16 protein-coding genes and 8 pseudogenes are annotated in these 24592 nt (G+C 59.2%); 4 read left to right on the top strand and 20 right to left on the bottom strand.

Translation table 11 applies throughout. The features are described 5' to 3' along the window. Positions 1–20: 20 nt before the first annotated feature. From NGR_RS30730 to NGR_RS30685, 9 genes and pseudogenes are all read right to left on the bottom strand, one after another. A complete protein-coding gene (locus NGR_RS30730) occupies positions 21–866 on the bottom strand; it encodes a tyrosine-type recombinase/integrase (RefSeq protein ID WP_010875217.1) in 846 nt (281 codons plus the stop codon). Then, entirely contained in the window at positions 863–1795 is a 933-nt protein-coding gene (locus NGR_RS30725; protein WP_010875216.1) for a tyrosine-type recombinase/integrase, read from the bottom strand. The genes NGR_RS30730 and NGR_RS30725 overlap by 4 nt, the downstream gene beginning before the upstream one ends. Next, a complete protein-coding gene (locus NGR_RS30720) occupies positions 1792–3030 on the bottom strand; it encodes a site-specific integrase (protein ID WP_164924735.1) in 1239 nt (412 codons plus the stop codon). The genes NGR_RS30725 and NGR_RS30720 overlap by 4 nt, the downstream gene beginning before the upstream one ends. Before the next feature lie 252 nt (positions 3031–3282). Continuing rightward, entirely contained in the window at positions 3283–3669 is a 387-nt protein-coding gene (locus NGR_RS30715) for a transposase (RefSeq protein ID WP_164924734.1), read from the bottom strand. A 221-nt stretch (positions 3670–3890) separates the two neighbouring features. Then, positions 3891–5327, bottom strand: coding sequence for an ATP-grasp domain-containing protein (locus tag NGR_RS30710; protein ID WP_010875213.1), 1437 nt, complete (start codon positions 5325–5327; stop codon positions 3891–3893). Then, on the bottom strand, positions 5272–6021 hold the full coding sequence (locus NGR_RS30705; protein WP_193377915.1) for a hypothetical protein: 750 nt from the start codon (positions 6019–6021) through the stop codon (positions 5272–5274). Before NGR_RS30705 ends, NGR_RS30710 begins: the two co-directional genes overlap by 56 nt. A 748-nt stretch (positions 6022–6769) precedes the next feature. Further along, positions 6770–7566 (bottom strand): annotated as a pseudogene (locus tag NGR_RS30695) (ISNCY family transposase); the annotation flags it as partial. 122 nt (positions 7567–7688) lie between these two features. Continuing rightward, positions 7689–7823 (bottom strand): IS66 family insertion sequence element accessory protein TnpB, encoded by a 135-nt coding sequence (gene tnpB / locus NGR_RS30690; protein ID WP_164924733.1) that lies wholly within the window; start codon positions 7821–7823, stop codon positions 7689–7691. Positions 7824–8498: 675 nt separating this feature from the next. After that, positions 8499–9605: pseudogene (locus NGR_RS30685) on the bottom strand (ISNCY family transposase); the annotation flags it as partial. A gap of 87 nt (positions 9606–9692) precedes the next feature. Between NGR_RS30685 and NGR_RS30680 the strand changes: the two are divergent. Continuing rightward, positions 9693–10883 carry an IS110 family transposase gene (locus tag NGR_RS30680; RefSeq protein WP_010875212.1) on the top strand — a complete coding sequence of 397 codons (1191 nt, stop codon included), beginning with the start codon at positions 9693–9695 and terminating at the stop codon, positions 10881–10883. Between the two features lie 247 nt (positions 10884–11130). Here the strand turns inward: NGR_RS30680 and NGR_RS30675 are convergent. From NGR_RS30675 to NGR_RS30665, 4 genes and pseudogenes are all read right to left on the bottom strand, one after another. Then, positions 11131–11391 (bottom strand): annotated as a pseudogene (locus NGR_RS30675) (ISNCY family transposase); the annotation flags it as partial. 58 nt (positions 11392–11449) lie between these two features. Then, positions 11450–11950: a hypothetical protein gene (locus NGR_RS33390; RefSeq protein ID WP_240545274.1), complete on the bottom strand. Its 501-nt coding sequence runs from the start codon at positions 11948–11950 to the stop codon at positions 11450–11452. Continuing rightward, positions 11934–12758, bottom strand: a complete 825-nt coding sequence (locus NGR_RS33385) for an integrase catalytic domain-containing protein (RefSeq protein ID WP_240545273.1) — start codon at positions 12756–12758, stop codon at positions 11934–11936. The genes NGR_RS33390 and NGR_RS33385 overlap by 17 nt, the downstream gene beginning before the upstream one ends. 815 nt (positions 12759–13573) lie before the next feature. After that, complete coding sequence (locus NGR_RS30665) at positions 13574–14791, bottom strand: MFS transporter (protein WP_010875209.1); 1218 nt, start codon at positions 14789–14791, stop codon at positions 13574–13576. A 517-nt stretch (positions 14792–15308) separates the two neighbouring features. Between NGR_RS30665 and NGR_RS30660 the strand changes: the two genes are divergently transcribed. Together NGR_RS30660 and NGR_RS30655 are read left to right on the top strand one after the other, a co-directional pair. Then, positions 15309–17165, top strand: a complete 1857-nt coding sequence (locus NGR_RS30660) for an aminotransferase class I/II-fold pyridoxal phosphate-dependent enzyme (RefSeq protein WP_010875208.1) — start codon at positions 15309–15311, stop codon at positions 17163–17165. A gap of 173 nt (positions 17166–17338) precedes the next feature. Further along, a pseudogene (locus tag NGR_RS30655) lies at positions 17339–17647 on the top strand (transposase); the annotation flags it as partial. Positions 17648–17837: 190 nt separating this feature from the next. Here NGR_RS30655 and NGR_RS30650 read toward each other — a convergent pair. The 7 genes and pseudogenes from NGR_RS30650 to NGR_RS30620 form a co-directional block, all read right to left on the bottom strand. Then, positions 17838–18404, bottom strand: a complete 567-nt coding sequence (locus tag NGR_RS30650) for an IS630 family transposase (protein ID WP_240545281.1) — start codon at positions 18402–18404, stop codon at positions 17838–17840. Between the two features lie 124 nt (positions 18405–18528). Beyond that, positions 18529–19563 (bottom strand): IS110-like element ISRsp4 family transposase, encoded by a 1035-nt coding sequence (locus NGR_RS30645; protein WP_076611292.1) that lies wholly within the window; start codon positions 19561–19563, stop codon positions 18529–18531. 80 nt (positions 19564–19643) lie between these two features. Further along, positions 19644–20296 (bottom strand): annotated as a pseudogene (locus tag NGR_RS30640) (IS630 family transposase); the annotation flags it as partial. A 195-nt stretch (positions 20297–20491) separates the two neighbouring features. Then, positions 20492–20832, bottom strand: a pseudogene (locus NGR_RS30635) (transposase). Between the two features lie 96 nt (positions 20833–20928). Next, positions 20929–21825, bottom strand: coding sequence for an IS21-like element helper ATPase IstB (istB, locus tag NGR_RS30630; RefSeq protein WP_010875204.1), 897 nt, complete (start codon positions 21823–21825; stop codon positions 20929–20931). Continuing rightward, positions 21822–23336 carry an IS21 family transposase gene (gene istA / locus NGR_RS30625; protein ID WP_010875203.1) on the bottom strand — a complete coding sequence of 505 codons (1515 nt, stop codon included), beginning with the start codon at positions 23334–23336 and terminating at the stop codon, positions 21822–21824. Before istA ends, istB begins: the two co-directional genes overlap by 4 nt. A 182-nt stretch (positions 23337–23518) precedes the next feature. Next, a pseudogene (locus NGR_RS30620) lies at positions 23519–24142 on the bottom strand (IS110 family transposase); the annotation flags it as partial. Between the two features lie 233 nt (positions 24143–24375). Here NGR_RS30620 and NGR_RS30610 point away from each other — a divergent pair. Continuing rightward, a pseudogene (locus NGR_RS30610) lies at positions 24376–24491 on the top strand (transposase); the annotation flags it as partial. Positions 24492–24592: the final 101 nt, after the last annotated feature.

The following is a 24592-nucleotide window of genomic DNA, read 5'->3' as shown; positions in this document are numbered from 1 at the left end:
GTAGGAAATCTCGTTGTTCCTCAGACGCTTGCGTTTTCGGTACCCGACATAGTCGGGTGGGGTAGATAGTGTCGGAAGATGTGCGGCGATATAGGCTTTTGGGCCAAGGTCGGCCTGATGGTCACGGCCTGGGCCACCGCACGCCGCACGATGTGGGTTGCTCCGAAGCGCGTCAGGCGCTCGTTGCGGGCGCCGACGAATATCGGTCGCGGCTCGTGGTTCGCGATTCCGTGCTCGGCCAACAAGGCTGTCAGTGCTCTCGCCAGATCCTGAGGAATGGGGATGACGCGGTCTCTGCGCCCTTTGCCGCGCAGCAGCACTTGCGGGTGCGACCGTTCCAACTGAAGGTCGTTTGCGTTGACGCCGGTAGCTTCGGAGACCCGCGCGCCGGTCCGTGCCAGGAACAGTAAAAACGTGCGGTCACGCCGACCACGGGGCGTCCTTGGATTGGGCGCCTCAATGAGGGCGTCCACTTCGGCCTTGGTGAGGTGATGCGTCACCTCGATGTGCGCCCGTTTTATGGGAATCGTCAGCACGCGTTGGGCGACACCGAAGGACGCCGGATCGGCGGCCGCGACATGGTGGAAGAACGATCGGATCGCCGCTAGGCGGGCGTTGCGCGTGGCGATCGTGTTGTTCCGCTTCTCCTCGAGTTCGTCGAGAAACGCGAGAATGAGGTCTCGATCGAGCTCCTCGAGCACCAGAGCCGCCGGCTTCTTCCGCAACCGGGTGGCGGCAAAGAGGATGAGCATGCGCAAGGCGTCGCGATAGCTGGCCATGGTCGCGGGAGTCGCGTTGCGTTGTTTGGTCAAGCGCCGGCGAAAGTAGGACTCCAGGAGCGGCGCCAGGAGTAAGTGTTCGCTCATGCTGCGCCTCCATCGAGGAAGGCGCGCTCCGCCGCCATGGCGAGAAGATCCACCGAGCCAGTGAGGTAGTAGGCTGTGTCACTGTAATTGGCGTGGCCGAGATAGGTGGCGAGCACCGGGAGTAGCGCCTGGACGTTGGCGCGTTGTTGATGCCAAAGGCTCATGCGGGTCACGGCAAACCGGTGCCGCAGATCGTGCGGCCGCAACGTCTTGCCGTCATCAAGGCCGGCGAACTTGCGGACCTGAGCAAATCCGCATTGCAAGCCAGTCGCCGAGAGGCGGTTGCCACGAGAGCTGAGGAAGAAGGCCTGGTCCTTGGGACTGGGAAAAGCGGCATCGCGCTCACGGGCATAGCGACAAAGCGCTGTTTGGGTCGTCGCGTGAACCGGAACGAGACGATCCTTGCGGAACTTCGTCTTCCGAACCAGAAGAACCCCGTTGGTCAGATCGACATCGGAACGATCAAGCCTGACCACTTCGCCCGACCGCAGTCCCGAGCTTGCTAACAGTCCGATCAGCGTCGCCATCGTCAGCCCCCTGAGAGGGATGCCTGGCGAAATGCGGGCGCATGCGTCGATGAGCGACGCCAACTCTGCCTCGCTGAGGATACGTGGAGGCGGAATCGCCCTGGATCTAGGAAAGGCTCTGCGCTTCAGGGCTTCGGTTTGGGCGTCATAGACAGCGAGATACTCGTAGAATCGGCGGAGCACGCCGTGACGAGTGGCGCGGCTGTTGGCGGCGCCGCCGAACGACAGGACGAAGTCCAGCGCCATAGTCCGGGTGGCGGGCGCATCGAATTGAGCGCGTTCAACGTAGCGGACGAAAGCCCGCAACGTGCCGGCTTGTTTGCTGAAGGCATAGCCGAGCGAGTGACGCAGGTCGATGTAACGCTCGACCTTCTCGCCGAGGAATCGGGCAAAGGCGGTCATGCAGCGCCTCCCGGAAAGGGGAGTGCGACCTCGGCGAGTTGCGAGGCCGCAACCTTTACGTACAGCGCCGTTGTGTTGATGCTCCGGTGACCAAGAAGATCGGCGACCTCGTTGATTGGCCTTCGCTGCCCGACAAGCTGGGTGGCGAGGCTGTGGCGCAGGAGATGTGCACCTGCGACCCGCCCGAGTTCGACCCCGCCATGTCGCAATCGCTTCCTCACGATCCTTGATACAGGCGCCGCAGACTTGAACGCTCCCACCGGCGGCGTGAACGACAGGAACAGATACGGACTGTCCACCTTCGGTCGAGCGCGCAGGATGTAGTCGACGAGTGCGGCGCCGGTCTCCTCAAGGAGTGGCACCACCCGATCACGCTTGCCCTTGGTGCGCCGGATAAAAACCTCGCCAGTACGCCAGTCGATATCCTGCAGCCGAATGGCGCGTAACTCGCCGTTGCGAATGCCCGTGGTGGCGAGCAGCAGCAGGACGGCTCGATCGCGGATAGCGACCGGCGTCGTTGCGCCGATCGCATCGATTGCGCGCCGAACGTCACCCCATGCAAGGCGCGGCGGCAGATGCGCCAAACGCCAATAGGGCGTCCTCGGGACGATGCGGGCAAGATCTTGGCGATGGTGGCCAGCCCAACATAAGAACCGAAGAAATGTTCGAATGTGAGAGGTCGCTGCCGTGCGGGTGCCGGAGGTCGCCGATAGCGACAGCCGATGCTCGACAGCAGCGAGCACGTGCTCGGCCGTCAACGCCTCAAGATTTTGGCCGGGGTGGCGATGGCGGAACCAATCCAAAAAGCGGCGGCCGCCCAGAAGAATACCTTCGCGGGTCTTCGGCTCCAGGCCCCGTACCGTGCGCAGATAGTCCGAAAAGGAGGCCAGAAGCAGAGCATCCGGGTCAGCCTCTTCACTTGGAACGGGAATAATGAACCGCTCCGGAGCCACTCGCCGTGCGTGTGCCAGAGCCGATACGGCCCCGATCCGCGGAGTATCTGTAGTAAACGTGCCCAAATAGCTGTCGATGACATCTTGATGGATTGGCATCAAGCCACAGCGCGTCGCGGCAAACTGGCTAAAACGCGCAACCCGGCTCAGGTAAATCTTGGCGGACGCTCGCTTATAACCGAGCGTAAGAAAATGCTCGGCGAGGCGATCCATCTCGCCACCGAGCGCACCGCTACGTAGGCGCTTGAGCACCCCACGATACGAGAAATAGAACTCGAGCATGTTGTCCCTCCGGAATAGCGGCGCGGGGGGATCCCGCACTCATCCAAGAGGCACGAAATATTATGTGGCGGAGAATTCCAGATTAGGCGGGCCTCGGCTGGCGCTGGGACGGCTCCGCCACATAATCTCGCCCGGCACATAAGAACGGGTCGAGGCCGCCGTCCCTCACCAGCGCCATCAAAGACGCGGCTCCCTTGCGGAAGTCGACCGGCTGGCACGACACGTAAACCACAACTCCGGAAGCGATCATACCTAGCGGACCACCCGGAGAATCTTGGCCAGGTGATCGGGATCGACATCGGCGCCGGCGCGCACCACGATATCGCCCACGACGATTTCCACCATCGAACTGCCCACCGCTTCAAAGCGCGTGAACTTGACTGGCGCGGGCGCTCCCTCCGTCAATGGCGCGACCATTCCCGACGAGAGCGCCTTACGACGCCAGGCATAGAGCTGCGACGGGTCCAATCCCTGAGACCGCGCAATCGCCGACACATTGGCCCCCGGCGAGAGCGCTTCGGCGACAAGCTGCGCCTTCTCCTCGTCCGACCAATGACGCGGCTTGCGTCGAGACCGCACCGGCTCCGCCGTCAGGACCTCGAATGTTCGATGATGATGATGATTCACACTGTCGCTCATAGGTTTCTCCGCATGACTCATGCAGAGAATGACCGTTCAGCGGCCCTAAAGATACGTGGGGTGACCTACCCGCTTACGAGAAATCGAATGTCTGCCTTATCTAGTCACGCGTTAAGCCGGCCAGATGGGGTCTGCTGGTCGGTTTCGAATCACTGAAGCGTCGACAGCCTCAGCTTTCTCGTCCGGATCCGATGGATAGTCTATGGAAAGCTCACAACTGGTTAGTCCGGAAAGTACAGCGGAGTATATTGTTCCTGATCATGAAGGTCCGAGAATGGTGAAATAGACCAATCGATTGATTCAACTGCGCGTTGAATTATCGTATCAGCGCTGGAGCGCGAGGGCGCTACAGCAACGACATATCCAATTCGGTCACAGTAATCACCATTTCTGACTATTGGCGTTCCTGGTCTAACATACAATTTGACGTCCGCGACACCGGGTATAGCTGCCGCCCGGTCGATACCATCAATGTAATCAAGTGTGCCATCGCGATCCGCAATCAAGGATCGGGCGGTCGCTGTTCGTGACTGCCTCTTCGACAAATTGCATTGTTCACCAATAGCAAGCTTGATGTGCTCGCCGATGAGATCGACGTCGAAGGCCAGCTGAACCAATTGCGGATCAGGATTACCAGCAAGTCGCGGGTTGACTTCAATAACGACTGGACCGACCTCGGTCCACCGGAACTCAATGTTCGTTGGTCCCCAGCCAAGGCCGAGTGCCCGGAGGCAGCGTTGTACAACATCAACGGCACGCTCGTACTGCTCATCGGTCAAGGGTGCAGGAAAGGTCAACTGGCGGAACACGAAATGCGGCGGTGGGCCATACTCAGTGATGCCTATTCCAATAACTTCGTCTCCCATGATCTCGGCGATGTAATGAGGGCCATCCACGAACTGCTCTACCAATACCTCGGGTGAAGATCGCCACATGTGCTTCCCGCCCAATAGATAATCTGTGTGTTCAGCTAGCTCGCGAGCGTCGCGACACAAGCGGACTCCTCGGCTACCGCTGCCGACTGCAGGCTTAAGTACTGCTGGCAGGCCGATCTCCGCTGCAACGCATTGTACTTCGGCGGCTGTGGTCGCCGACCGATAGCCAGGCACGGGAACTCCGGCTGCCGCAAGGACCTGACGTTGGGCGGCCTTATTGCAGCATTGTTCAATTGATTCCGGATCAGGTCCAGGTAGATTGAAATTCCGACAGATCTTGCCAACTGTCGCATAGAACGACTCTGCGGCAGATGTAACTCCGGCTATGTCGAAACTCTTACCCAGCCGAGAATATTCGCCGATCAGAGCATCCAAATTGGTTGTATCGACGCGAGCGACTTCAATGCGTTCCGCCGCGACATAGTCGTAAAGTGCTGGATCTGCCGCCAGGATTATTGGATGTAGCCGAAGACGCCGGACGGCTTCTACGTACGACCGGCCATTAGTCCGCGTATTTTCAATTAAAATGAGCGCTTTTCGCATTTTATCTGCCTCTGCTGTTACGTTCTGTGGGTGGCCCAGGCGATCTGCATCAGTTGTTTCAGCCGCTGAGGACGGTGCCCACTCCCGGCTGTAATTGCGCATGCACAATCGGCGAACGCGTACATCATAAAGAGCCAGAGTGAAGGAGCGTGCTGTCCCGAACATGATTTTCCCACTCACGGGCGACTTCTGACGTATTCGAGAGCATCTTGAGAAGCTCGTCGCGAGTCGTCCAGAGGAGCCATTCGTCGTCGTCTATTCCTAATGTTGGCAACCGAAGGACTGATCCATGGGGCTCTCGATGACAGTGTCCTGATCGATCGAATATTCTCTTTTTGATGTACCATTCGGCCACAAGTGAGTAGATGAAATCAGGGGACCAGTTCACCCAAGCAAGCGCGAATGCAAGGCGACCAAGCGGTGCTAGCAAACCACGACCCCTAAAGTCGTCGCGAAACCACATGTCACCGCGATAAGCGACTCGCCCGGTAATGCTGCGAGCGCTGGGTGCGTAACAACGACACGTTGAGTTAAGGCCTGATTTGCCGACGGGGTCCGCAAAGCAGGCGCGCAGCGACTCCAGATGCTCAACAAGTGTGGTTTTGGATAGATCGTATAGTCGCAATGCCTGTACATGGGCGACTCTGTCTTCTTGGTCACGCCCTACAATCCAGAAGGAGCTCTCAGGTGAAAGATCAGAGTAGTTCGGATTGAAGTTCGGAGTAGTTGGATATTTGCCTGGAAGTTTGCTGGTGATCGCCACGTACTGCCGAAAATCGTCGCCCATTGCAATATTGAGGCCTGCGTTGCGGGCTACATCATCTGCGCAGGAAATGTACTTTGAAACGTCAAGTGTGGTCACGTTGCTTTGCATGTTGGTACACCCCGTTTTATTGCATCGGACGGCTCTATTTCTAAAGCTCTGGCCAACGCTCGGATACTGCGGCATTAGGTGGGTTGACGGGCGGGGCGGCTCGCGGCCTCGAAAGGGAGTTAGTACCATTTACCCCGGACCGCCCTAGCGTTTCTGAATGCCATTAGGAAGCTCGCAACGGCGGAGCAAGTGTTGGCACGAGAACTTGTTCGATATAGGCGCCGAACGCTATGTCATGCGGATCGAGGAATTGACCCCTCCTATTGCCTCACCCAGGAATGTTACTGAAGTTGAGGGCACTGAGATACGGGCGCGCACTCCAACCAGTCGCCATTGCGTATGATCTGCCCGGCTATTTCAATCCGCCAAGCCTTGACGGCCTTTTGTACCGTCCGCAGGCTTTTCTCCGTGAAGCGTGACGGATCGGCGCTCTTTAGACGCTGCAGGACCGAGGCTGCCGAGAGCGCCGGATCCGCCTCTAGCCACGCTCGAATTTGGGTTCGAATGGCTCCAGCAGGCTCGGCTTTTTGGGTAAGGCTTAGTCCGTCGATATGGCCGCCGACGTGTCGGCCGTTTCTCTCCCCGCCTGCCAGGCCGTCTTCAGGCTCGAGGTGAATCGCTGGAGATCGATGGCGACCGGTTCTTCGGGCCCGCATTCGAGCCACGGCGATCGACCCGCTTTCCGAGCTCCTCCTGGGCAGCACGGATGCCCGCAAACAACGTCACCGGATTTTCCCTTTCCAGCATGCCGTCGTCTTTTGGCTTTCACGATCGGGCGATCCGTCGGCCGGGTAGCTCCGTCCTTCCAGGCCGTTCGCAAACTCGCGAGGAAAAGGTCGATCGGCTGAGCTATCCCGTCAGTGCGCATGGCCGGCGGCGTGTCGGCAAGCGCAGCGAGTCGCTCCTGCAGGGCGCGAATATCGCGCAATAGCAGGACTGGATCGAGCCCGGCGTAGATTTCCTGCAGACGGAGCGAGCTGCATCTTACGCGCGAGCGTCGGCAATCAGGCGCTGATGCGGCGTGGCTGGGCGGACTATACGTCTTGCGCACACGAGCACCGTCGCGCTGCTTCGCCATTAATTTGAACGATGGCTGAAAGAAGTTCACGAACAGCCGCGCTGATCGGTAGAGCTTCGCTAGCAGCGTGGCGGCCTCCAGTCCCTGGAACCGACGGTATCCGACCATCCTGCGCACCACGGCGCCATTCTTCTGCTCGACAAAGGCCCGGTCGTTCTTGCGGTAGGGGCGGCAGCGCGTGAAGACGATGTTGGCGGCGTCACAATAGCCTTCAGCGTCTCGTTCATGAAGACGGTGTCGTTGTCCGTATCCAGGCCGAGAAGCGCGAAGGGCAGTTGCTTGCGCAATTCTGTGAGCACACTCCTCAACAGTGTCTGTTCGCAACCCAGCAGCGGCGCACATTCCGTCCAGCCAGTCGCGATGTCGTGAGAACAAGGGTTTGGATGAAGCTGCCGCGAGCCCTAGGGCCGCAATGGGCGACGAGATCCGCCTCGACAAAACCTGGCGCCGTCATTCCAGCGCGCCGACGCCGGCCACCGCGGGCCACCACACTTCGGCATCCGGCAGACTACGATCGAATCTCATCGCCCCTTCACTCCAAGCACAAACGCCATCTCTTGGATGGCGCAACGGCGCTGAGCTATGCCTGCTACTTCCGCTGGCCGCTCATCGGATCGCGCTTCAACGTCTCCTGCACCATCAGCGACAGGCCGGGAAAGCCCATGCGCATATCCGTATAGCCGGTCGCGAGCGAGACCTTCACACCGATCGGGACCGGGATCATCGCCGCTCCAGCACATCAAGAATCCGACCGAGGGCATCAGTGTCGATGTCATTCTGGACCCCCAGGCGACGCCCACCGCCCGGCTCGATCGTCACCATGCTTGCCTTCTTGCGCGAGCGAGGGGCCGGCGGCGGCTCCGGTGATACCGGCCTCGGCGGCACTGGCGATGAATGTCGCCAGGAGACGTGGTCTCAAGAGAGCGGTTGTCGCGCTTGGCCGCCGGCTGGAAACGATCATGCATCGCATGTGGAGTGACGAAACGGAGTTTTTGCTGGAGCAGAAAAGAAGGTCTTGGCCCGGCTCAACGCTGCTGATTGAAGGCTCCGCGCCGAGCATGGGGTCTCGAGACCGAACGGTGGAGGTGAAGATATTCCGCCTCCGGCGGTATGGATGTCCTTCGCAGGACGATGGATGAGGTGAGTTCGTTGCAAGCGCTGTCCCGGTCGCATCAGTTGCGGTCAGGGCGTCTCCTAAATTTAGTCTAGTGCCCGTCCATAAACGCCTGTTTTTGTGGAATTTTCAAAGGTTTCTTGCCGGCTGACGCGTGTTTCTTGGACGCGTGATGGCGCAATGCCATGCAGATTATCACCCGAAGAGCGATCTGGCGGCAATGGGTCATGGGGTATCCGCCGACGCTCGCCGGGGTTTGCTCTGAACAGTGCCAGACAAGGGGAGTCAGGTGTGCCGGAGGCGGGCGAAGAGGGAGAGATTGTAAGCGACCGCCGAGGACCAGACATAAGCCTTGAAGTGGTCGAGGCCGCGCCAGGTGCAGCGCCCCAAGCCATAAGCGCGTTTCAGGCAAGAGATGCCGGCGTCGATGCCGGCGCGGAAGTTTCTGAGCTTGCGATAGACCCAGCGACTCCTGACCATGTCTTCGATCTTGAGACCGCGCTTCTTGTGGAAGGCCATGTCGCGTATGCCGCGGGCTTTGGCTCCGCTCAGATTTTCGCGGCTGGCATAGCCGCCGTCGGCCGCCGCCTGACGCGGCGGCTCGCCGTAAAAAGCGATGTGGCGTTCCAGCATCGGCAGCAAGCGCTCGCTGTCGGCCGGGTTGCCCGCTTCGATGACAAGGTCGAGGATCAGTCCGCTTGTGCCGGTGGTCAGATTGAGTTTGTGGCCGTAGTCGACGTCGCGGCTGCCCTTGACGATGATGTCGACATGCGGCTCGAACAGGCTCGCCAGCTTCTCGCCAGCCGGCACCGCCTCGCCGGCCAGGACCCGCCGCTCCGTCTGGGCAATGATCCGCTCGACCAGCGGCTTGTAGCGGCAGACTTGCGCCTGCCAGAGTTCGACCGCCGGGCCCGCCGTGAGGAGCAACTGTCCACTCGCCTGCTGCAGATAGCTCAAGGTGGTGCGCGCGATCTTGAGCAGTTCGCGGTAGTGCTTCACCCGTTTCGGGCGACCGCGGGTATATTCGATCGCTCGAGCCCGCTTCTTCGCCGCGCGGCAGTGATCGTGCCATGGGATGGCGCGACCCAGTGCATCAGCCTGCTGCAACAGTCGCACCATCACCCGGACAGCGTCCCATAACAGGCTGCTGTCGCTCGGCTCATGGATCGGTGCGGCGGTGACGGTGCTGTCCACACGCACGACCTTGCCGCTTTCCAGTTTCTCCTGCCGGGCGCTCGCCAGCAGCACCCGGTTGATCTCTTCAAAGGTTTGCGCCCGGATCGGGCTGATTGTCTTGTGCAAGACCGACTTCTTCGGGTTCCACCCCCACGGCAACCGGGCAAAGGCCCGGAAAGAGGCGGAGTCTTCGAAATGGAAGGCCAGTTCCTGATAGATCCTATGAGGAGAGGTGGATAGCGATCCGCGCTGTGACAAAGTGATGTCGCTTTCAATCAACACCTTACTCTGGAGAGGCCGAACATGCTCGCTGCGAATGAACGACCTGAAGCGCCGACCGCTATCCGCATTGATCTTGGCGCAATCTTCGTCTCCTTGGAACTCAGCCGTTCGAAATGGCTAATCACCTCGCTGTCGCCGGGCGGCGGCGAGAAGATGTCGAAACATGCGGTGGCGGCCGACGACATCGCCGGCCTGCTGGCGCGGTTTGCCGAGCTCAAGAGGAAGGCGCGGGCCCGGACCGGGCGCTACTTTCCCACCATCGTGATCCAGGAGGCCGGGCTCGACGGCTTCTGGATCCACCGGGTGCTGCAGGCCGAGGGGATCGAAAGCCACGTCGTCGATCCGGCCCCGATTCCGACCTCGCGCCGGCGGCGGCGGGCCAAGACCGACAAGATCGACGGTGAGACGCTGGTGCGCGCGCTGCTCGCCTATAAAAGGGGCGAGCCGCGCGTCTGTGCGATGCTGCGGGTGCCGACGCCCGAGGAGGAGGACCGTCGCCGCATCTCGCGTGAGCGCAAGGCGTTGACGAACGAGCGCGTACGCCACGTCAATCGCATCAAGGGCCTGCTGTTCAGCCAGGGCGTCTCCGGCTACCAGCCGCTGCGCCGCGACCGGCGCACGCGGCTCGAGGAGCTGAGGACCGGCGACGGCCGACCATTGCCGACGCATCTTAAGGCGCAGGTCGGCCGCGAACTCGATCGGCTGGAGCTGCTGATCGGACAGATCAAGGCAGTCGAGGTCGAGCGCGACGCCATGCTCGCTGCCGCGCCGGTCGGCTCTGCGCATTTCGCTGATTGTGAGCAGCCGGCACCGGCGATGCTGCTCGCCTTGAAAGGCATCGGGCCGGAGTTTGCCGCTGTCTTGTGGTCGGAGGGGCTGTCGCGTCATTTTGACAACCGACGACAGGTTGCCGCCTATGCCGGCCTTGCGCCGACACCCTGGCAGAGCGGCTCGGTCGATCACGACCAGGGGGTATCGAAAGCCGGCAATCCAAGGCTGCGAACGACGCTGATCCAGGGGGCCTGGCTGTGGTTGCGCCATCAGCCGCACTCAGCGCTCAGCCTGTGGTTCAAGCAGCGGGGGAAGCAGAACGATGGTCGTCTGAAGAAGAAGAAGACGATCGTGGCGCTCGCCTGCAAGCTACTCGTCGCGCTGTGGAAATACGTCAATGCCGGCGTCGTCATCGAGGGGGCCGTGATGAAGACCCCCTGATCCCGATCGCAACCGAAATTCTGCAATCTTCCAGGACCCGATCAGTCCTGGCGGATCTAGGTGGGACGAACCGCAGTTGAGTATGGCTTCAAACGCCGCTTGATAGAATGGTCTCGTCCTCCTGAGCCCTTGTCCGCCGCAAGCGGGATGTTGGTTCCGCTGTCTCGAACAGCGACCGTATATAAGTTGGATCTGGCTTGGCAACGAGCCGCGTCTTGCAATCGGGCTCAGACCGTGGATGCCGCAACAACCGATGGAAAGCAAAAAAAGTCACCCTGACGACAGTTCCACATTGACGCTCCTCATATAAACTCAACTGGCGATGCTGCTTGAGCAGCGCGCAGCGCAGCACAGCCTCGGCCGGCAGCCCCTCGCGGCCGGTCTCCTTGAGGCCATGCCGGCGCAGGTCCCGCGTCACCAGCCCGAGCAGATCGCGATGCTCATCCAGCCATTGCGACATCACCTTCAGTTCACGACCGATCTCGTGTTCGGCGAAAAGATCGAATATGCTCGCCTTGTCAAGCGAATCGAAGAATTGACCCCCCCTATTGCCTCACCCAGGAATGTTACTGAAGTTGGGGGCATTGAGATACGGGCGCGCGCTTCATCCAGTCGCCATCGAGTATGATCTGCCCGGCTATTTCCATGCGCCAAGCCTTGACGGCCATTTGCACCGTCCGCAGCGCTTTCTTGGTGAAGCGTGACGGATCGGCGCTCACAAGGCGCTGGAGCACCGCGGCTGCCGAGAGCGCCGGATCTGCCTCAAGCCACGCTCGAATCTGGGGCTCGAATGGCTCCAGCATGCTCGGCCTTTTCGGGTAAGGCTTGGTCCGCCGATAGGGCCGCCGATGTGTCGGCCGTTTCTCTCCGGCCTGCCAGGCTGTCTTCAGGCTCACGGTGAATCGCTGCAGATCGATGGCGAGCGGTTCTTCGGTCCCGGCATTCAAGCCACGGCAATCGACCCGCTTTCCGAGCTCCTCCTGGGCGGCACGAATTCCGGCAAACAGCATCACCGGATCTTCCCTTTCCAACATCGCCTGCAGCCGCTCCTTATCGGCCTCGGCCACACCGGAATGGGCAACCACCCCGCGCGATAGGCGGCACGGGCGGATGGTAGCGTTTGACGACGCGGGCGCCGATCCGTGTCTTCTCTCGCAGCTTGAACGAAGGCTGGAACAGATTGCCGTAGAGACGCACCACGTCGTAGAGACGCCCAAGGGCAGCCGTCGCCTCCGCGCCGACGAGCCTTCCGTAACCGACCAGCCGTCGCACGATCGCGCCGTTCTTCTGCTCGACCCAAGCCTGATCGTTCTTTCGATACGCGCGCGAACGGGTCACCTCCAATCCCTGACTTCGGCACCAGCAGACCACACGTTCGTTCATGAAGGCGCTATCGTTGTCGAAGTCCACGCCCTGCAGCGGGAATGGAAACAGCGAGCGGGCCTGATTGAGGGCAGCGATAACGAGACCGCTTTCGCGCGTGCGGACTGGCACGCACTCGGTCCAGCCCGTAGCGATATCGGTTAGCACCATCGTCTGCACGAAACTACCGGACGAAGAGGTCCCCGAATGAGCCACGAAGTCGACCTCGACATAACCGGGCAGCGGATCGTTCCAGTCCCCGAAAGTGCGCACCGGGACCGAGCGGCGAACAGCAGAACTCATTCCAGCGCGCCGACGCTGGCCACCACGAGCCACCACACGTATCTCTGACAGCAACCGGTCCATCGTCGCCGCACTGACGGTCAGTAGCTTATCGCGAAGCTCGGTACTCAGATCGAGCCGGCCGTGACGCTCAAGAGCTGGCAGCAAAATCGGGATCAGCGGCTTCAGACGTTTCGAGCAGAGGCGATCGGATGCTTCCCACAGAGCCACCAGCGCTTCCCGAACCTCGGGACCATACCTGACAGCATATTGCCGAGCGCAAGGCGGCTCGCTCTCACTAGGGCGGAGCACTCGGATCGCATGCTTGCGGTGATATCCGGTAACTGCGACGAACTCATCTAGGATCCTTTGCTTGTCCGCCCGACAGCTCGATCGATATCGTTCGATGATCGCCTCGACCAGTTCCGTCCGTGTCGCCATGCTGATCCGCCGTGCCATCCATCCCCCGAGCCGGAACAGCGAACCATGGCCATCCCATCGGGAGCATCAACACTATCGGTAACATTTTGCTTGAGGCAATGCGGGGTCAATTTTTCATTTCGCCCGACACGCCTGGACGGTGCGTTCTTGGCGCATTGTCGGCTCCGGCGGTTACGGGTTTATCTTTAGAATCAGTAGCTTGATCTAAAGTATACCTGAAGCCGCCGGGCTTTGCCCGCCGAGATATCGTGATTAATACAATAATTTCAGCAGTTTAACGTTTATGGACGGGCACTAGTCTAGATTAGACCGCTGCATTCTTCCGACCCCATGGTGGGAGGGCCAGGGTGCCGATCCCCGAAAAGAAAAAAGAACCCGCGGAGACCATTTCAACGCTAGCCGGAACGTAAAGCTCAAAAGCGCTTGACCACAACCGCCGAATAGAGAAGTGCTCGCACCAGGAGTTGCAGCCTTCAGGTCATCCGGCCTTCACCGTGGGATACCGTCAGCCTCGCGCAAGCGACGATGTGCTGAGCCAGTGCGCATGCGTTTGTCACCACTGCCCATTTATAGCGCTGAGGTTTGCGACATCCCGCAACGGTACGTTAGGCCACCGGCGTTGCATCGGGAGGGATGGAGAGGGTTGCAATCGCCGCAAGCACAGATGTGATGCCCGCCAAAACGAATATAGCCGACAACGATTCTGTGATCACTACCCCAGCAATGGCCGCTCCTAGTGGGAAGCCCGCTTGGTTTACGCTTATCGAAATGGACATCACTCGACCAAGCTGTCGGGGATTGGTGCGCCGTTGGCGCAAGGTCAGCATCGCGACATCAATAGGACCGGACATTGCGCCAGCGAGCAACAGGCCGATCGTCAGGCCACGGAAGCCGAATTCCGCTGCAATGGGCCACGTGGCAAAAGCGGTTACGGCCATTCCGGCGGTCATAATGTGGCGCTCGCGCCCAGTGGTGCACAGATGTCCAGCGAGGAGCGCACCAACACCTCCGGCGATACCGACCAGAGCCCATAAAAGCCCTACTACTGTACTGCCCGCCGCAACAGTGTAGTTACCGGCAACGAACACCGGAATGACCACGTGAAGGGCGCCCCATGTCATTTGATACAGCGACTGGGAGACGGCCAGACCGCGTAATGTGGGCTGTCGGACCACCACATAAATGCCTTTGATCGCTTGGCGTAGCAAAGATGTGCGTGAGGATGCCAGCCCTGGCAGGCGCTGGACCTGGGATAAGCAGACCGCGGCACCTGCACAGGCCGCAGCGATTAGAGACATCGCAGCTTCTGGCCCGAGCCATCCGACGAGTCCGCCCGCCATCGCCGGCCCCACCACATCGACGATGGAATAGACCGCAGTGTCTAGCGCATTCGCCTGATCAAGCGCGTGTGGTGGAACGAGTCGGGGCAACAGCGTGCGGATTCCAGCAATGCCTAAGGGGCCGGCTAGCGAAAATAGCATCGCCAGGGTGCATACGACTGGAGGACTGGACCAACCAAGCCAACCGGCAAGGCTAATCGCGGTAATGAAGGCAGTGCTAGCGATCATGTCGATCCTTACTGCGATTGTCGGTCCTACGCAATCAAGCAAAACACCTGCGAGCGGACTTACAATCAGGCCCGGGACAATTGCTGCAAATGTAAGCCACCCAGCCAGAACTGGTGACGAAAAACGCGCCAGCGCGAACAGCACCAATGTGAGGACGAACATGCGTCCGGCCAGGCGGGACAAGGTTGCAGCAAGAAGCAAGGAGAATAGGCCAGGTATCTTCGAAAGGCTTCTGTATGAAATTTGTCGTTCCATGGTGACCTGCACACGGGCGCTATGTTGGTTGCAGTTTACGAGACATCCGGACGTGTTACTGGGGGGCCGGGTCCTTTCGAGCACACGACAAGTCCAAGAGCAGCGTATCCGTAGCCGCCGACACCTTCCCGCATCAGACAATCGGCACTGCTTTTGGCCGTGTCGCCAGTCTAACAAGTCGAGTGTCTGATTCTGTTTATAGACTCGCTCCGACGGCGTGCCGCATGATTAAGGCTGAAAATGAAAACCTCCTCCAGCGATCCAGGCGGAGCACCCGCTCGCCTCCTTCCTAAGATATAGGCATTGATGGAAATCGAAGAATAGCCCAACACGATACTACCAACGTAAATAGGTGCACGAGATGGCGCTCTATGCTGAGACTCTCCACGAAGCTCAGTGCGATTATGCCTTTGTTCACGTTAGTGGCGGTGCCGACCACATGCTTATCTTCTCGGTCAGCATGATCAAAGTTTGCACGTGATCTGGTAATGTTAGCCCCCGCAATGCGAGTTGAAGAATGCCCAACGTCCAGAGTTTAGCGATTATTGTCACTGACCCGCGACTGATAATCTCGACTTGGAAAGATCGCTGTCCAGCGCCGCTGAGCTCGGTCGGCGGCATGCCAATTCTTGCCCGCTTGGTCTCTCAATTGGCACAGGCGGGGGTACAAAAAACGATCGTGTTCGCATTAGATGGTATCGGCGACGTTAAACGTATTCTCAACAACCGCATGAAGCGCATGGAGCTCGTGATACGTATCATGCCGACCCCGGGCTCTGGTCGCCTTATAGATCTAGCAACTATTACGGAAATCGCTGAGTTCCACGGTCAAGTTTTAGTGTTCACTGAGAACGCTGTCATCGATCCCTCACTGATTCAACGTTTATTGCGATCATCTGACCGCAATATCACGGTAGTAAGCAGATCAGAACGCAGACGATGCTTGCGTTTATTGGGCGATATTGGAGGCCGTCTTACTGCCATGTTGCCCGGTGACTCTCCCATTCGAGAAAGTGCTTCTGCAGACGTTAGCCCCGTCGGGATCTATAAATTTGATCCCGCACTTCTCCGAGCGATTGCTCGTATCCGCCCCCATCGGTTTAATGACGATCTGGAGTTCTTCGAAACCGCTTTAGGGCTTCAACGCCATCAAATTTACTTGATGTATGCCGACCCTCAACACGTAAGGAGAGTGAATGATGCCACCGATCTTGAGGCGGCAAATTTTGCGTCTAGTTCCAGCGGCGACCAGTTTAGTATACTTGAACGATTGCAAGCGGGGAACTGGCGATATCCAGCCAGTGAGCACATCTTGCTCTGTAATCATCATTTTCCTCCAGCCTCAGTAGTCGACCGACTGCGCGAACGTTTGCAGGACCTGCTCTATCTTCAGCCCTCCGACCAGCTCGATATTATAGCAAAGCTCTCGGAAATGACAGATCTTCCGGCTCGAAATCTTGCAGTTGGTAACGGCGTGGGCGAGTTAATTAAAGCCCTCTACGGCTACCTCGATCCGAGAATCGTGATTCCAACCCCAACATCCGCGCAGTACATTGATGCCGTCGAACCAAATAAAGTGAGTCGTTTCGAGCTTCCGCCTGAGAACTTTGACTTAGACGTGGAGGCTTTCGCAAATTTTGCAAAAAGGCGGCAAGCGTCCGTCGCTGTACTGGTCAACCCAAACAACCCAACAGGACGCTTGGTTCCCGTCCAGGAGATAGAATGGTTGGCGTCACAACTCGCTATAGAGAAGTGCCGGCTCGTGGTCGATGAGACGTTCATAGAGTTTTCAGTGGCAGGGAAAGGAAATTCGGTAGAGAAGCTTCTCAGCGTTTTTCCAAAGATGGTCATTCTTAAAAGCCTAGGTGCGATAATGGGCCTGGGAGGTGCCCAGATCGGCTATCTTGCTTCGAAAGACGAACAACTCACCCACGGAGTTCGCCGGCGGCTTCCGCTTGGGAACATAAATGGCATCGCAGAATATCTCCTTTGGATTTTGCCAGAATTTCGCGAGGAGTGGGAAGCAAGCTTTCGTCGCACTCGAGCAGACGTTGTGTCCTTCTCTCGAATGTTGGATACTATCCCGGAGCTTGAGGTCCACCCTTCCCAAGCAAACTACCTCTTCTGCAGAACTCCTGAGGCTTGGCCAAGTGCGAAGCATGTTGCCACGATGCTTGCGAAGCGATACGGCGTGTTGGTCCAGAACTGTGAAAATCAGTGTATGAAGTATGGTGACCGATACCTGCGCTTGACTGTGCTACCCTATGAGGAGAATCGTTACCTTGTGTCGGCACTCCGGCGGATTAATGAAGAACTGGTAGAATGGTCGACACAAAGTAAGCGCGCGGGTACGGCGTATCATTTGGGGTGCTGATCTTGAATTTTCTGCATGAGTCATGCGGAGAATCCTATGAGCGACAGTGTCAGTCAGCCGCGAACATTCGAGCTTTTGACGGCGGCGCCGGTGCGGGCGCGACGCAAGCCGCGGGACCGGCCGGACGAGGAGAAGGACCGCCTGATTGCCGAGACGTTGACCTGCCCCCTGGAATGTCCCGGGTTCGAGGTTGGTCTGTTCTCCGAAGATGGAGACAGAGAACGCAGCGATCCCGTTTCGACGAGCAGATCATCGGCATTTTGCAGGAGCACCAGGCTGGTTTGTCGGCCGTCGAGCTGTGCCGCAAATACGGTGTCACCGACGCGACCTTCTACAAGTGGCACACAGAGTATGGCGGCATGTAGGTCTCCGAGGCGAAGCGTCTGAAGGCGCTCGAAGAGGAGAATGCCAAGCTGAAGAAGCTGCTGGCCGAGCAGATGCTGGATGCCGCCGCACTCCGCGAGCTTCTTGCAAAAAATGTATGGTCCGCCTCGTCCGTGCAAGGGTACGCGACATCGTGAATGACAATTCCAGTTGCATAAATGTATCCGGGCCTCTCGCGAGTGGGCTGCGGTTGCAGCCAGGCCATGAGATCCGCACATGCCGTTCCCAATAAATGGTTCGGGCACGAAGCCCGCTTTTTTGAACAGGACTTATACCAACGAGCGGTGATCATGACCGATGCGCCCATTCGCGGAGTCCGATGGACATGATCTTCCACGGCTGGTCGACGAGCTTGTTCCATGCGGCGCAGCAATGGGTGACGATGTCGTCGTAGTCCTTGAAGATACGGTTGGAGAGCCAGTTGTCGCGCATGAACTGCCAGACGTTTTCGACTGGGTTGAGTTCCGGTGAGCGCGGCGGCAGGAACATCAAGGTGATGTTGTCCGGCACCTTCAGTTTCGGCGTCACGTGCCATCCGGCCTGATCGAGGATGAGCACCGCATGGGCGCCGTCATCGACGCTCCGGCCGATCTCGGCGAGGTGCTCCTGCATGGCCTCGGTATCGCAATAGGGCAGGACCAGGCCCGCGCCCTTTCCCTTCCGCGGGCAGACGGCCCCGAAGATGTAGGCCCACATATGTGGACGGCTCCCGCTTGCAAGTGTTTTCTGCAGATATTTTTGACCGGATCGCTTGCTTCCATATGTGCGGCCTTTTGGTGTGGTCGCACATGACCACTGGCCAAGATGATTTCCGCAACGCGTATTCCTAACATGGTCTCGACCTTTAGCGGTCAGTGGGCCTAACGGAGTTTCACGCGTCTTGGATCGTCCGATCGCATCATCTGCTCTTCGCTTGCAAGTTCACAGCATCAGCTCACACGGTAGCATTTTGTCTTTGCTCACCGTGGTGGCTGAACTTTTATGATGTCTGCGCTTGGCCTTCTGCCTGGCGATATGACTCGCCGCTCGTCATAAGCTTCCACGCAATCCGCGCCAGCTTGTTGGCGAGCGCTACGGCAACCAACTTTGGCCTTTTCCGCTGCAGCAGCCCCATAAGCCATGCAGAGGCGTGCCTGCTGCGGCCTGTTCTGACTTGCTGTAGAAGAGATGTCGCGCCAACCACCAAGATGCTCCGCAACATTTCGTCGCCAGCCCGGGTAATGACACCAAGCCTGACCTTTCCGGCAGTTGAATGGTCCTTCGGCGTCAGACCGATCCATGCTGCAAAGTCGCGGCCCGATTTAAACATTCGAGGATCCGGTGTCTTCATCAAGAGAAGGGAGGCGCCTATCGGGCCGACACCCGGGATCTCGGCCAGGCGTTTGCTGCATTCATCAGCACGATGCAACTTCATCAACTTTTCATCGAGCGTTTTGATCTGGCAAGCTAGCTCGCGGTATTCCTGTCCATGCAGCGCGAAGAGATCCTGCGCCAGTTCCGGTAGGGACGGGTCAGCGGCAATGCGCTCCAATAGCGCTTCGATGCGGCACATGCCTTTGGCCGCAACGATGCCAAATTCCATGGCAAAACCGCGAATGGCATTGGCGAGCTGTGTCCGATTGCGGATGAGTCTCTCTCGCATACCGACCAGCATTAACGCCGCCTGCTGATCAGCCGTTTTCATTGGCACGAAGCGCATGGTCGGGCGGCTCATTGCCTCACACAATGCTTCCGCATCCGCGGCATCGTTCTTGCCCCGTTTCACATACGGCTTGGCCAGTTGCGGTGCTATCAACTTTACTTCATGGCCGAACGAACTTAACAGCCGTGCCCAGTGATGTGACCCACCGCACGCTTCAAGTGCGATAATGGTCGGCGGTGTTTTCTCGAAGAACTTCACCATTTCCCGGCGCGACAGCTTCTTACGAAGGATTGGCTGCTCAACCGCATTCACACCATGCAATTGGAAGACGCTCTTTGACGTATCCATACCAATTCGGATAATCTGTTCCACGGACGGTTTCCCTCGATTGAGAACTTCAACGAACTCATTCTGGCACATTCGATGCCGTTGGGAGCCGTCCACCTCAACATGGTGCGCTGATCCAAGGGCGCGGATGGTCTGGTGCCACGACGCGCCCATCGGCGCGTGATCTTGTTCTTCTGGCCTATGCGCGCTTCGTCGGCCCACCAGAGTTCGATGTCCGTGCCTTGCGGGAGCCGGCTTCGGATTTCCGCCAGAGCGGCGGGGAAGTCTTTTTAAAAGCGTCTACTTCCAGCTCGTTCTGAGCGTAGTGGCGTGGGCGAGCCGACAGCTTGGCAAAGCCGAGCGCCTTCAACTCGCGGCCGACCGTCGTCTCGTCCATCGAGATGCGGAATTCCTGGAATATCCACTGAACCAGGTCCTTGCGCCGCCAACGGACAACACCGTGGATCGCCGGGATCGGGCCGCTCTCGACGACCTTTGCAAGAGCCTGGCGCTGAGCGGCATTCAACTTCGCTCGGCCGCCAGGCGCTTTGCCATTCACCAGTCCATCGGGGCCGCGCGCGTTGAAACGCAGGACCCAATCCCGCACAATCTGCAGCGTCACGCTGCCGATCCGTGCCGCATCCGAGCGCGGGCCGCCGTCATAGATCGCGGCAAGAGCCAGCAACCGCCGGGCCTGATTGGCATCCTTCGTCTGCCGTGCGAGCTGTCGAAGAGCAGCTCCGTCGAAATCATCACGCAACAAAACCGCCGAACCCATCGCAAACCTCCTGTTTGCAGCATGGATTCAGATTCGCGACACCTTGGGAATCCCATGAGAGTCAGAAACGGCGCTCGTTGGTATTACGGCATGTTGATCCACTGTTTCGTCATCACTATTCCCGAGCCTTGCAATCGAGCTTGGATCGCCAGGTGAAGGCAGGGTCTCTGCGTTCGTAGAGCGCTCCAGGCTTGATCAGGACGACCCAGACAATCCGGGCCATCTTAGCGGCAAGTGCGACGACGACTTTGTAGGGTGCATCCGAGTTTGAAGGCCATCCAGCCAGTTCCCCAATCGATCTCTTGTTCGGTCGAGATGCCGAAAGCATGATCGTGCGCCATGTACGAGCAGTTTGCGCACGTAGCGGTTTCCTCGTTTGCTGATGCCGAGAAGCTTCTGCTTTCCGCCGGTCGAGTATTCGCGCGGCAAAGGCCCAGCCACGCAGCTAGATCGCGGGCTTTTTGGACTTGCCGACCGTTGCCAATGGCCGCGAGGAGTGCAGTCGCACCCAAAGCTCCGATCCCGGGGATCGTCATGAGCCGTCGAGCCACATCCTCGCGACTGGCGATCGCCTCGATCTCGTATAGCGCGGCGATCAGGATGAGACGGCGGCGACAATCTGGATGAGACTCTTATGTCGCGGTCGGCATGAAGGTATCATGTTGATTGTCGCTGGCAAGGGTCTCATCGTGTTCTGATTGTCGCTCCGCGACAATCAGGGAAGCACTTTTGGTTGTCGCGAAGGCGGCGGGTCTGCCGCGGTGGCGTTTGGCTTCCATGGCGGAACGTCGCCGATAGCTTTCGACGTTCATTTCGAAGATCGTTGCGTGATGAACAAGTCGGTCCACCGCGGCAAGCGTCATGGCCGGGTCCGGAAAGACGCGGTTCCATTCTCCGAAGGGCTGATTGGCGGTTATCATGATGGAACGCCGCTCATATCTTGCGGAGATGAGTTCGAACAGCACGCTGGTTTCGGCCTGGTCCTTGGTGACGTAGGCCAGATCGTCGAGGATGAGCAGATCGAACTTGTCGAGCTTTGCGATGGCGGATTCGAGCTGGAGTTCACGCCGTGCGACCTGAAGCTTCTGGACGAGGTCGGTCGTGCGCGTGAACAGCACCCGCCAACCATTCTCGATCAGCGCGAGGCCGATGGCGGCGGCGAGATGGCTCTTTCCGCCGCCCGGCGGACCGAACAGGAGGATATTGGCACCTTTGGCGAGCCAACTGTCGCCGGCGGCAATGGCCATGACCTGGGCCTTGGAGACCATGGGCACGGCGTCGAAAGCGAAGCTCTCGAGCGTCTTTCCGGGCGGCAGATGCGCCTCGGCGAGGTGACGTTCGATCCTGCGATGCGCCCGTTCAGCCAGTTCATGCTCGGCGATGGCCGAAAGGAAACGAGCCGCAGGCCACCCTTCACGATCGGCCTGTTCGGCAAATTGCGGCCACAGCGTTTTGATCGTCGGCAGCCTCAGGTCATTGAGCATGATGCCGAGGCGGGCTTCGTCGATGGTGTTGTGGACGTTTTTCATGCGGCCTCTCCCGCATAAGCAGACCCCATCAGGGCTTCATAGCTATTGAGCGATGCGAGCTGCACATGCACGGTCGGCAACTGATCCGGGTCCGGACCGAAGATGGCTCTCAAGGCCATCAGGTCGGGCAGTTTGCGGGCGTCGAGCGTTCTGGCAAGCTCCTCGGCCAGTTCACGCTCGCAACCGCGATCATGAGCCAGGGCCAGCAATTCGACGGTGATCTTGCAAGCCTGCCGGTCAGGCAGTTGCTCGATGAGAGCGTCGAAAGCCCTGCGATATTCCGGCCGGGGGAAGAGCTTGTCGCGATAGACCAGGTTGAGAAGCGCCATGGGCTTTTTGCGCAGAGAGTGGATGACGTGGTGATAGTTGACGACCTGGTCATGCTTGCCGCTCGCGTGGGCGCGACCTCGTGGCAACGTCAGCAGATGCGTGCCGCCGATGAAGACGTCGAGACGATCGTCAAACAAACGCACACGCAGCCGATGGCCGATCAAACGGGAGGGGACGGTGTAGAAGACTTTGCGCAAGGCGAAGCCGCCGGTGCGCGACACGGTGACGACTACCTCCTCGAAGTCGGTGGTGCGGCGCTCGGGAAGCACCTGCAGATGCGGGCGCTCGGCATCAATGCGCTTGCCATGCGCGGCATTGCGGCGGCTGACGATCTCGTCGATGAAGGCGCGGTAGGAGCGCAGATCGTCGAAGTCTCTGGTGCCGCGCATCAGGAGTGCATCGCGGACTGCGTTCTTGAGATGGCCGTGGGAGCTTTCGATTGAGCCGTTCTCGTGGGCGACGCCCTTGTTGTTGCGCGTCGGCGTCATCCGGTAGTGAGCGCACAGCTCCTCATAGCGGTTTGTCAGATCGACCTTGGCATCGGCATCGAGGTTGCGGAAGGCAGCCGACAGGCTGTCGCTGCGGTGATAGAGCGGCGAACCGCCGACCGACCACAGGGCGTTCTGCAGGCCCTCCGCCAAGGCGACGAAGCTTTCGCCGCCAAGGATGACATGGGCGTGCTCAAAACCCGACCAAACCAGCCGGAAGTGATAGAGCAGATGGTCGAGCGGTTGGCCGGCGATCGTCACGCTGAGGCTGCCCATGTCGGTAAAATCCGACAGCCCTAGTCGGCCGGGCTCGTGCGTCTGGCGGAAGATCACCTCCTGTGCTTCACCGTGAACCGCCCGCCATGACCGGATGCGCCGCTCAAGTGTGCGGCGAATGCCTTCGGGCAGTTCCGGATGACGCCGCAGCATCTCGTCGTAAACGGCGACCGCACGAATGCCGGGAGCGGCCTTGAGGAGCGGAACGACCTCCGCATCAAAGATATGCTCAAGCGGATCGGGTCGACGCCGACCGCGGGGCGGCTTGTTCTGCGACGGAAGGCGCTGCTCTTTCTCCATGCGGAACGCCGTCGCCCGGCTGATCGACGCCTTCGCGGCGGCGACCTCAACAGAATGCGTTTGTCGGTACTTCATGAATAATCTCATCTGATGATCGGTTACATGGCGACCCGGCACAAAGGTGGTTCTCCATTCCAGAAAACCGCCACCGTAGCGGGCCGACCGCGATCATGAGACGCCTAAAAATTGCGCCGCGGCGGGGGTGTAACTCCGGTCGGGCTACGCCCTCCCTTCGTCACACCCCCACCGCCGAGTCTCATCCTGATTGACGCTGAGTCTCACCTTGTTTGTCGCCGCGCAATCTCGCGTGTGACGTCACCAATGCGCTTCTCCAATTGGCGCAGATCGGTGAACAGCTCTGCGAGCAGCTTACGCATCGCCGACGAAAGGTCGTTTTGATTGGTCCTCGAGAACCAGTGGCAGGTCGAGCTTGAACAGACCTGCGCCCTGGCGTAGGGCGACCCCGTGTTCGAGGCAGAAGGCTCGCATCTGATTGATCAGACGCGTTCTCGTTCCGATCATCTGGCCCCGCACCCGATGCAAAGCCCGAAGATCGGCTTGTTCCTCGCTCTTGAGTGCAGCAAATCGCATCGTTGGTCGCGTGGCTGCCTCAGCGATCGCCTCCGCATCGATGATATCGGTTTTGTTCGACTTTACGTAGGGCTTCACAAACTGCGCGGGGATCAAGCGCACCTTGTGTCCGAGCGCCTGTATCTTCCTGGCAATCCACCGAGATCCTGCGCACGATTCCATCCCCACGATCGCCGGTGCTGCGCGCGCGAAGAACTGTAACAGCGTGTCGCGTCGGAAACCAACCTTCTGGACTGGCACGCCATCGCTCCGAGGCCGACGACGTGGAATATACTCTTGCCGATATCAATTCCGTAGACAGCCGCTGGGCGCGGCAGATTGCGTTGTGGTATTGCAACCTCCTTCGGTTTGACAGCCTCAGAATGCGGCAGGAGGACAAGGCGGACCATCCCATTAATGGTAGGGCCTGCCGCCAAGCGTGAAGCCGGCGCGCATCTGAAGGCCGTCATGGGTCTGTCGGAGCGGCGGGCCTGCCAGATCATATCCGCTGACCAGAAAATGGTGCGCTATCGGTCACGCCCTATAACTTGAACCGCCCGCACACGGTCCTCAACGGCTTGACCCCAAGGAGCAGAAGGCTGGCGCGAAGGTGGCCCGACCTCTGCAGCATGGGATTTCAGAAGCAACCTTTACAACTGGAAAGCCAAATACGGCGGCATGGTGCTTTCCAAGGCGAAGCGGTCTCTTGGCCTTAGCCTTTCGTCTTGGCCCGCTAGGGACGGCGTGCCCTAGGATGAAGATCGTCCCCTCGCACTTGTGTTCAGCTTTGTCCGTTTGAGACT

The sequence above is a fragment of the Sinorhizobium fredii NGR234 genome (assembly GCF_000018545.1).
GTDB lineage: Bacteria > Pseudomonadota > Alphaproteobacteria > Rhizobiales > Rhizobiaceae > Sinorhizobium > Sinorhizobium fredii_A.
Note: the sequence above shows the minus strand (reverse complement) of the source record. Positions and strands in the feature narration are given on the sequence as shown.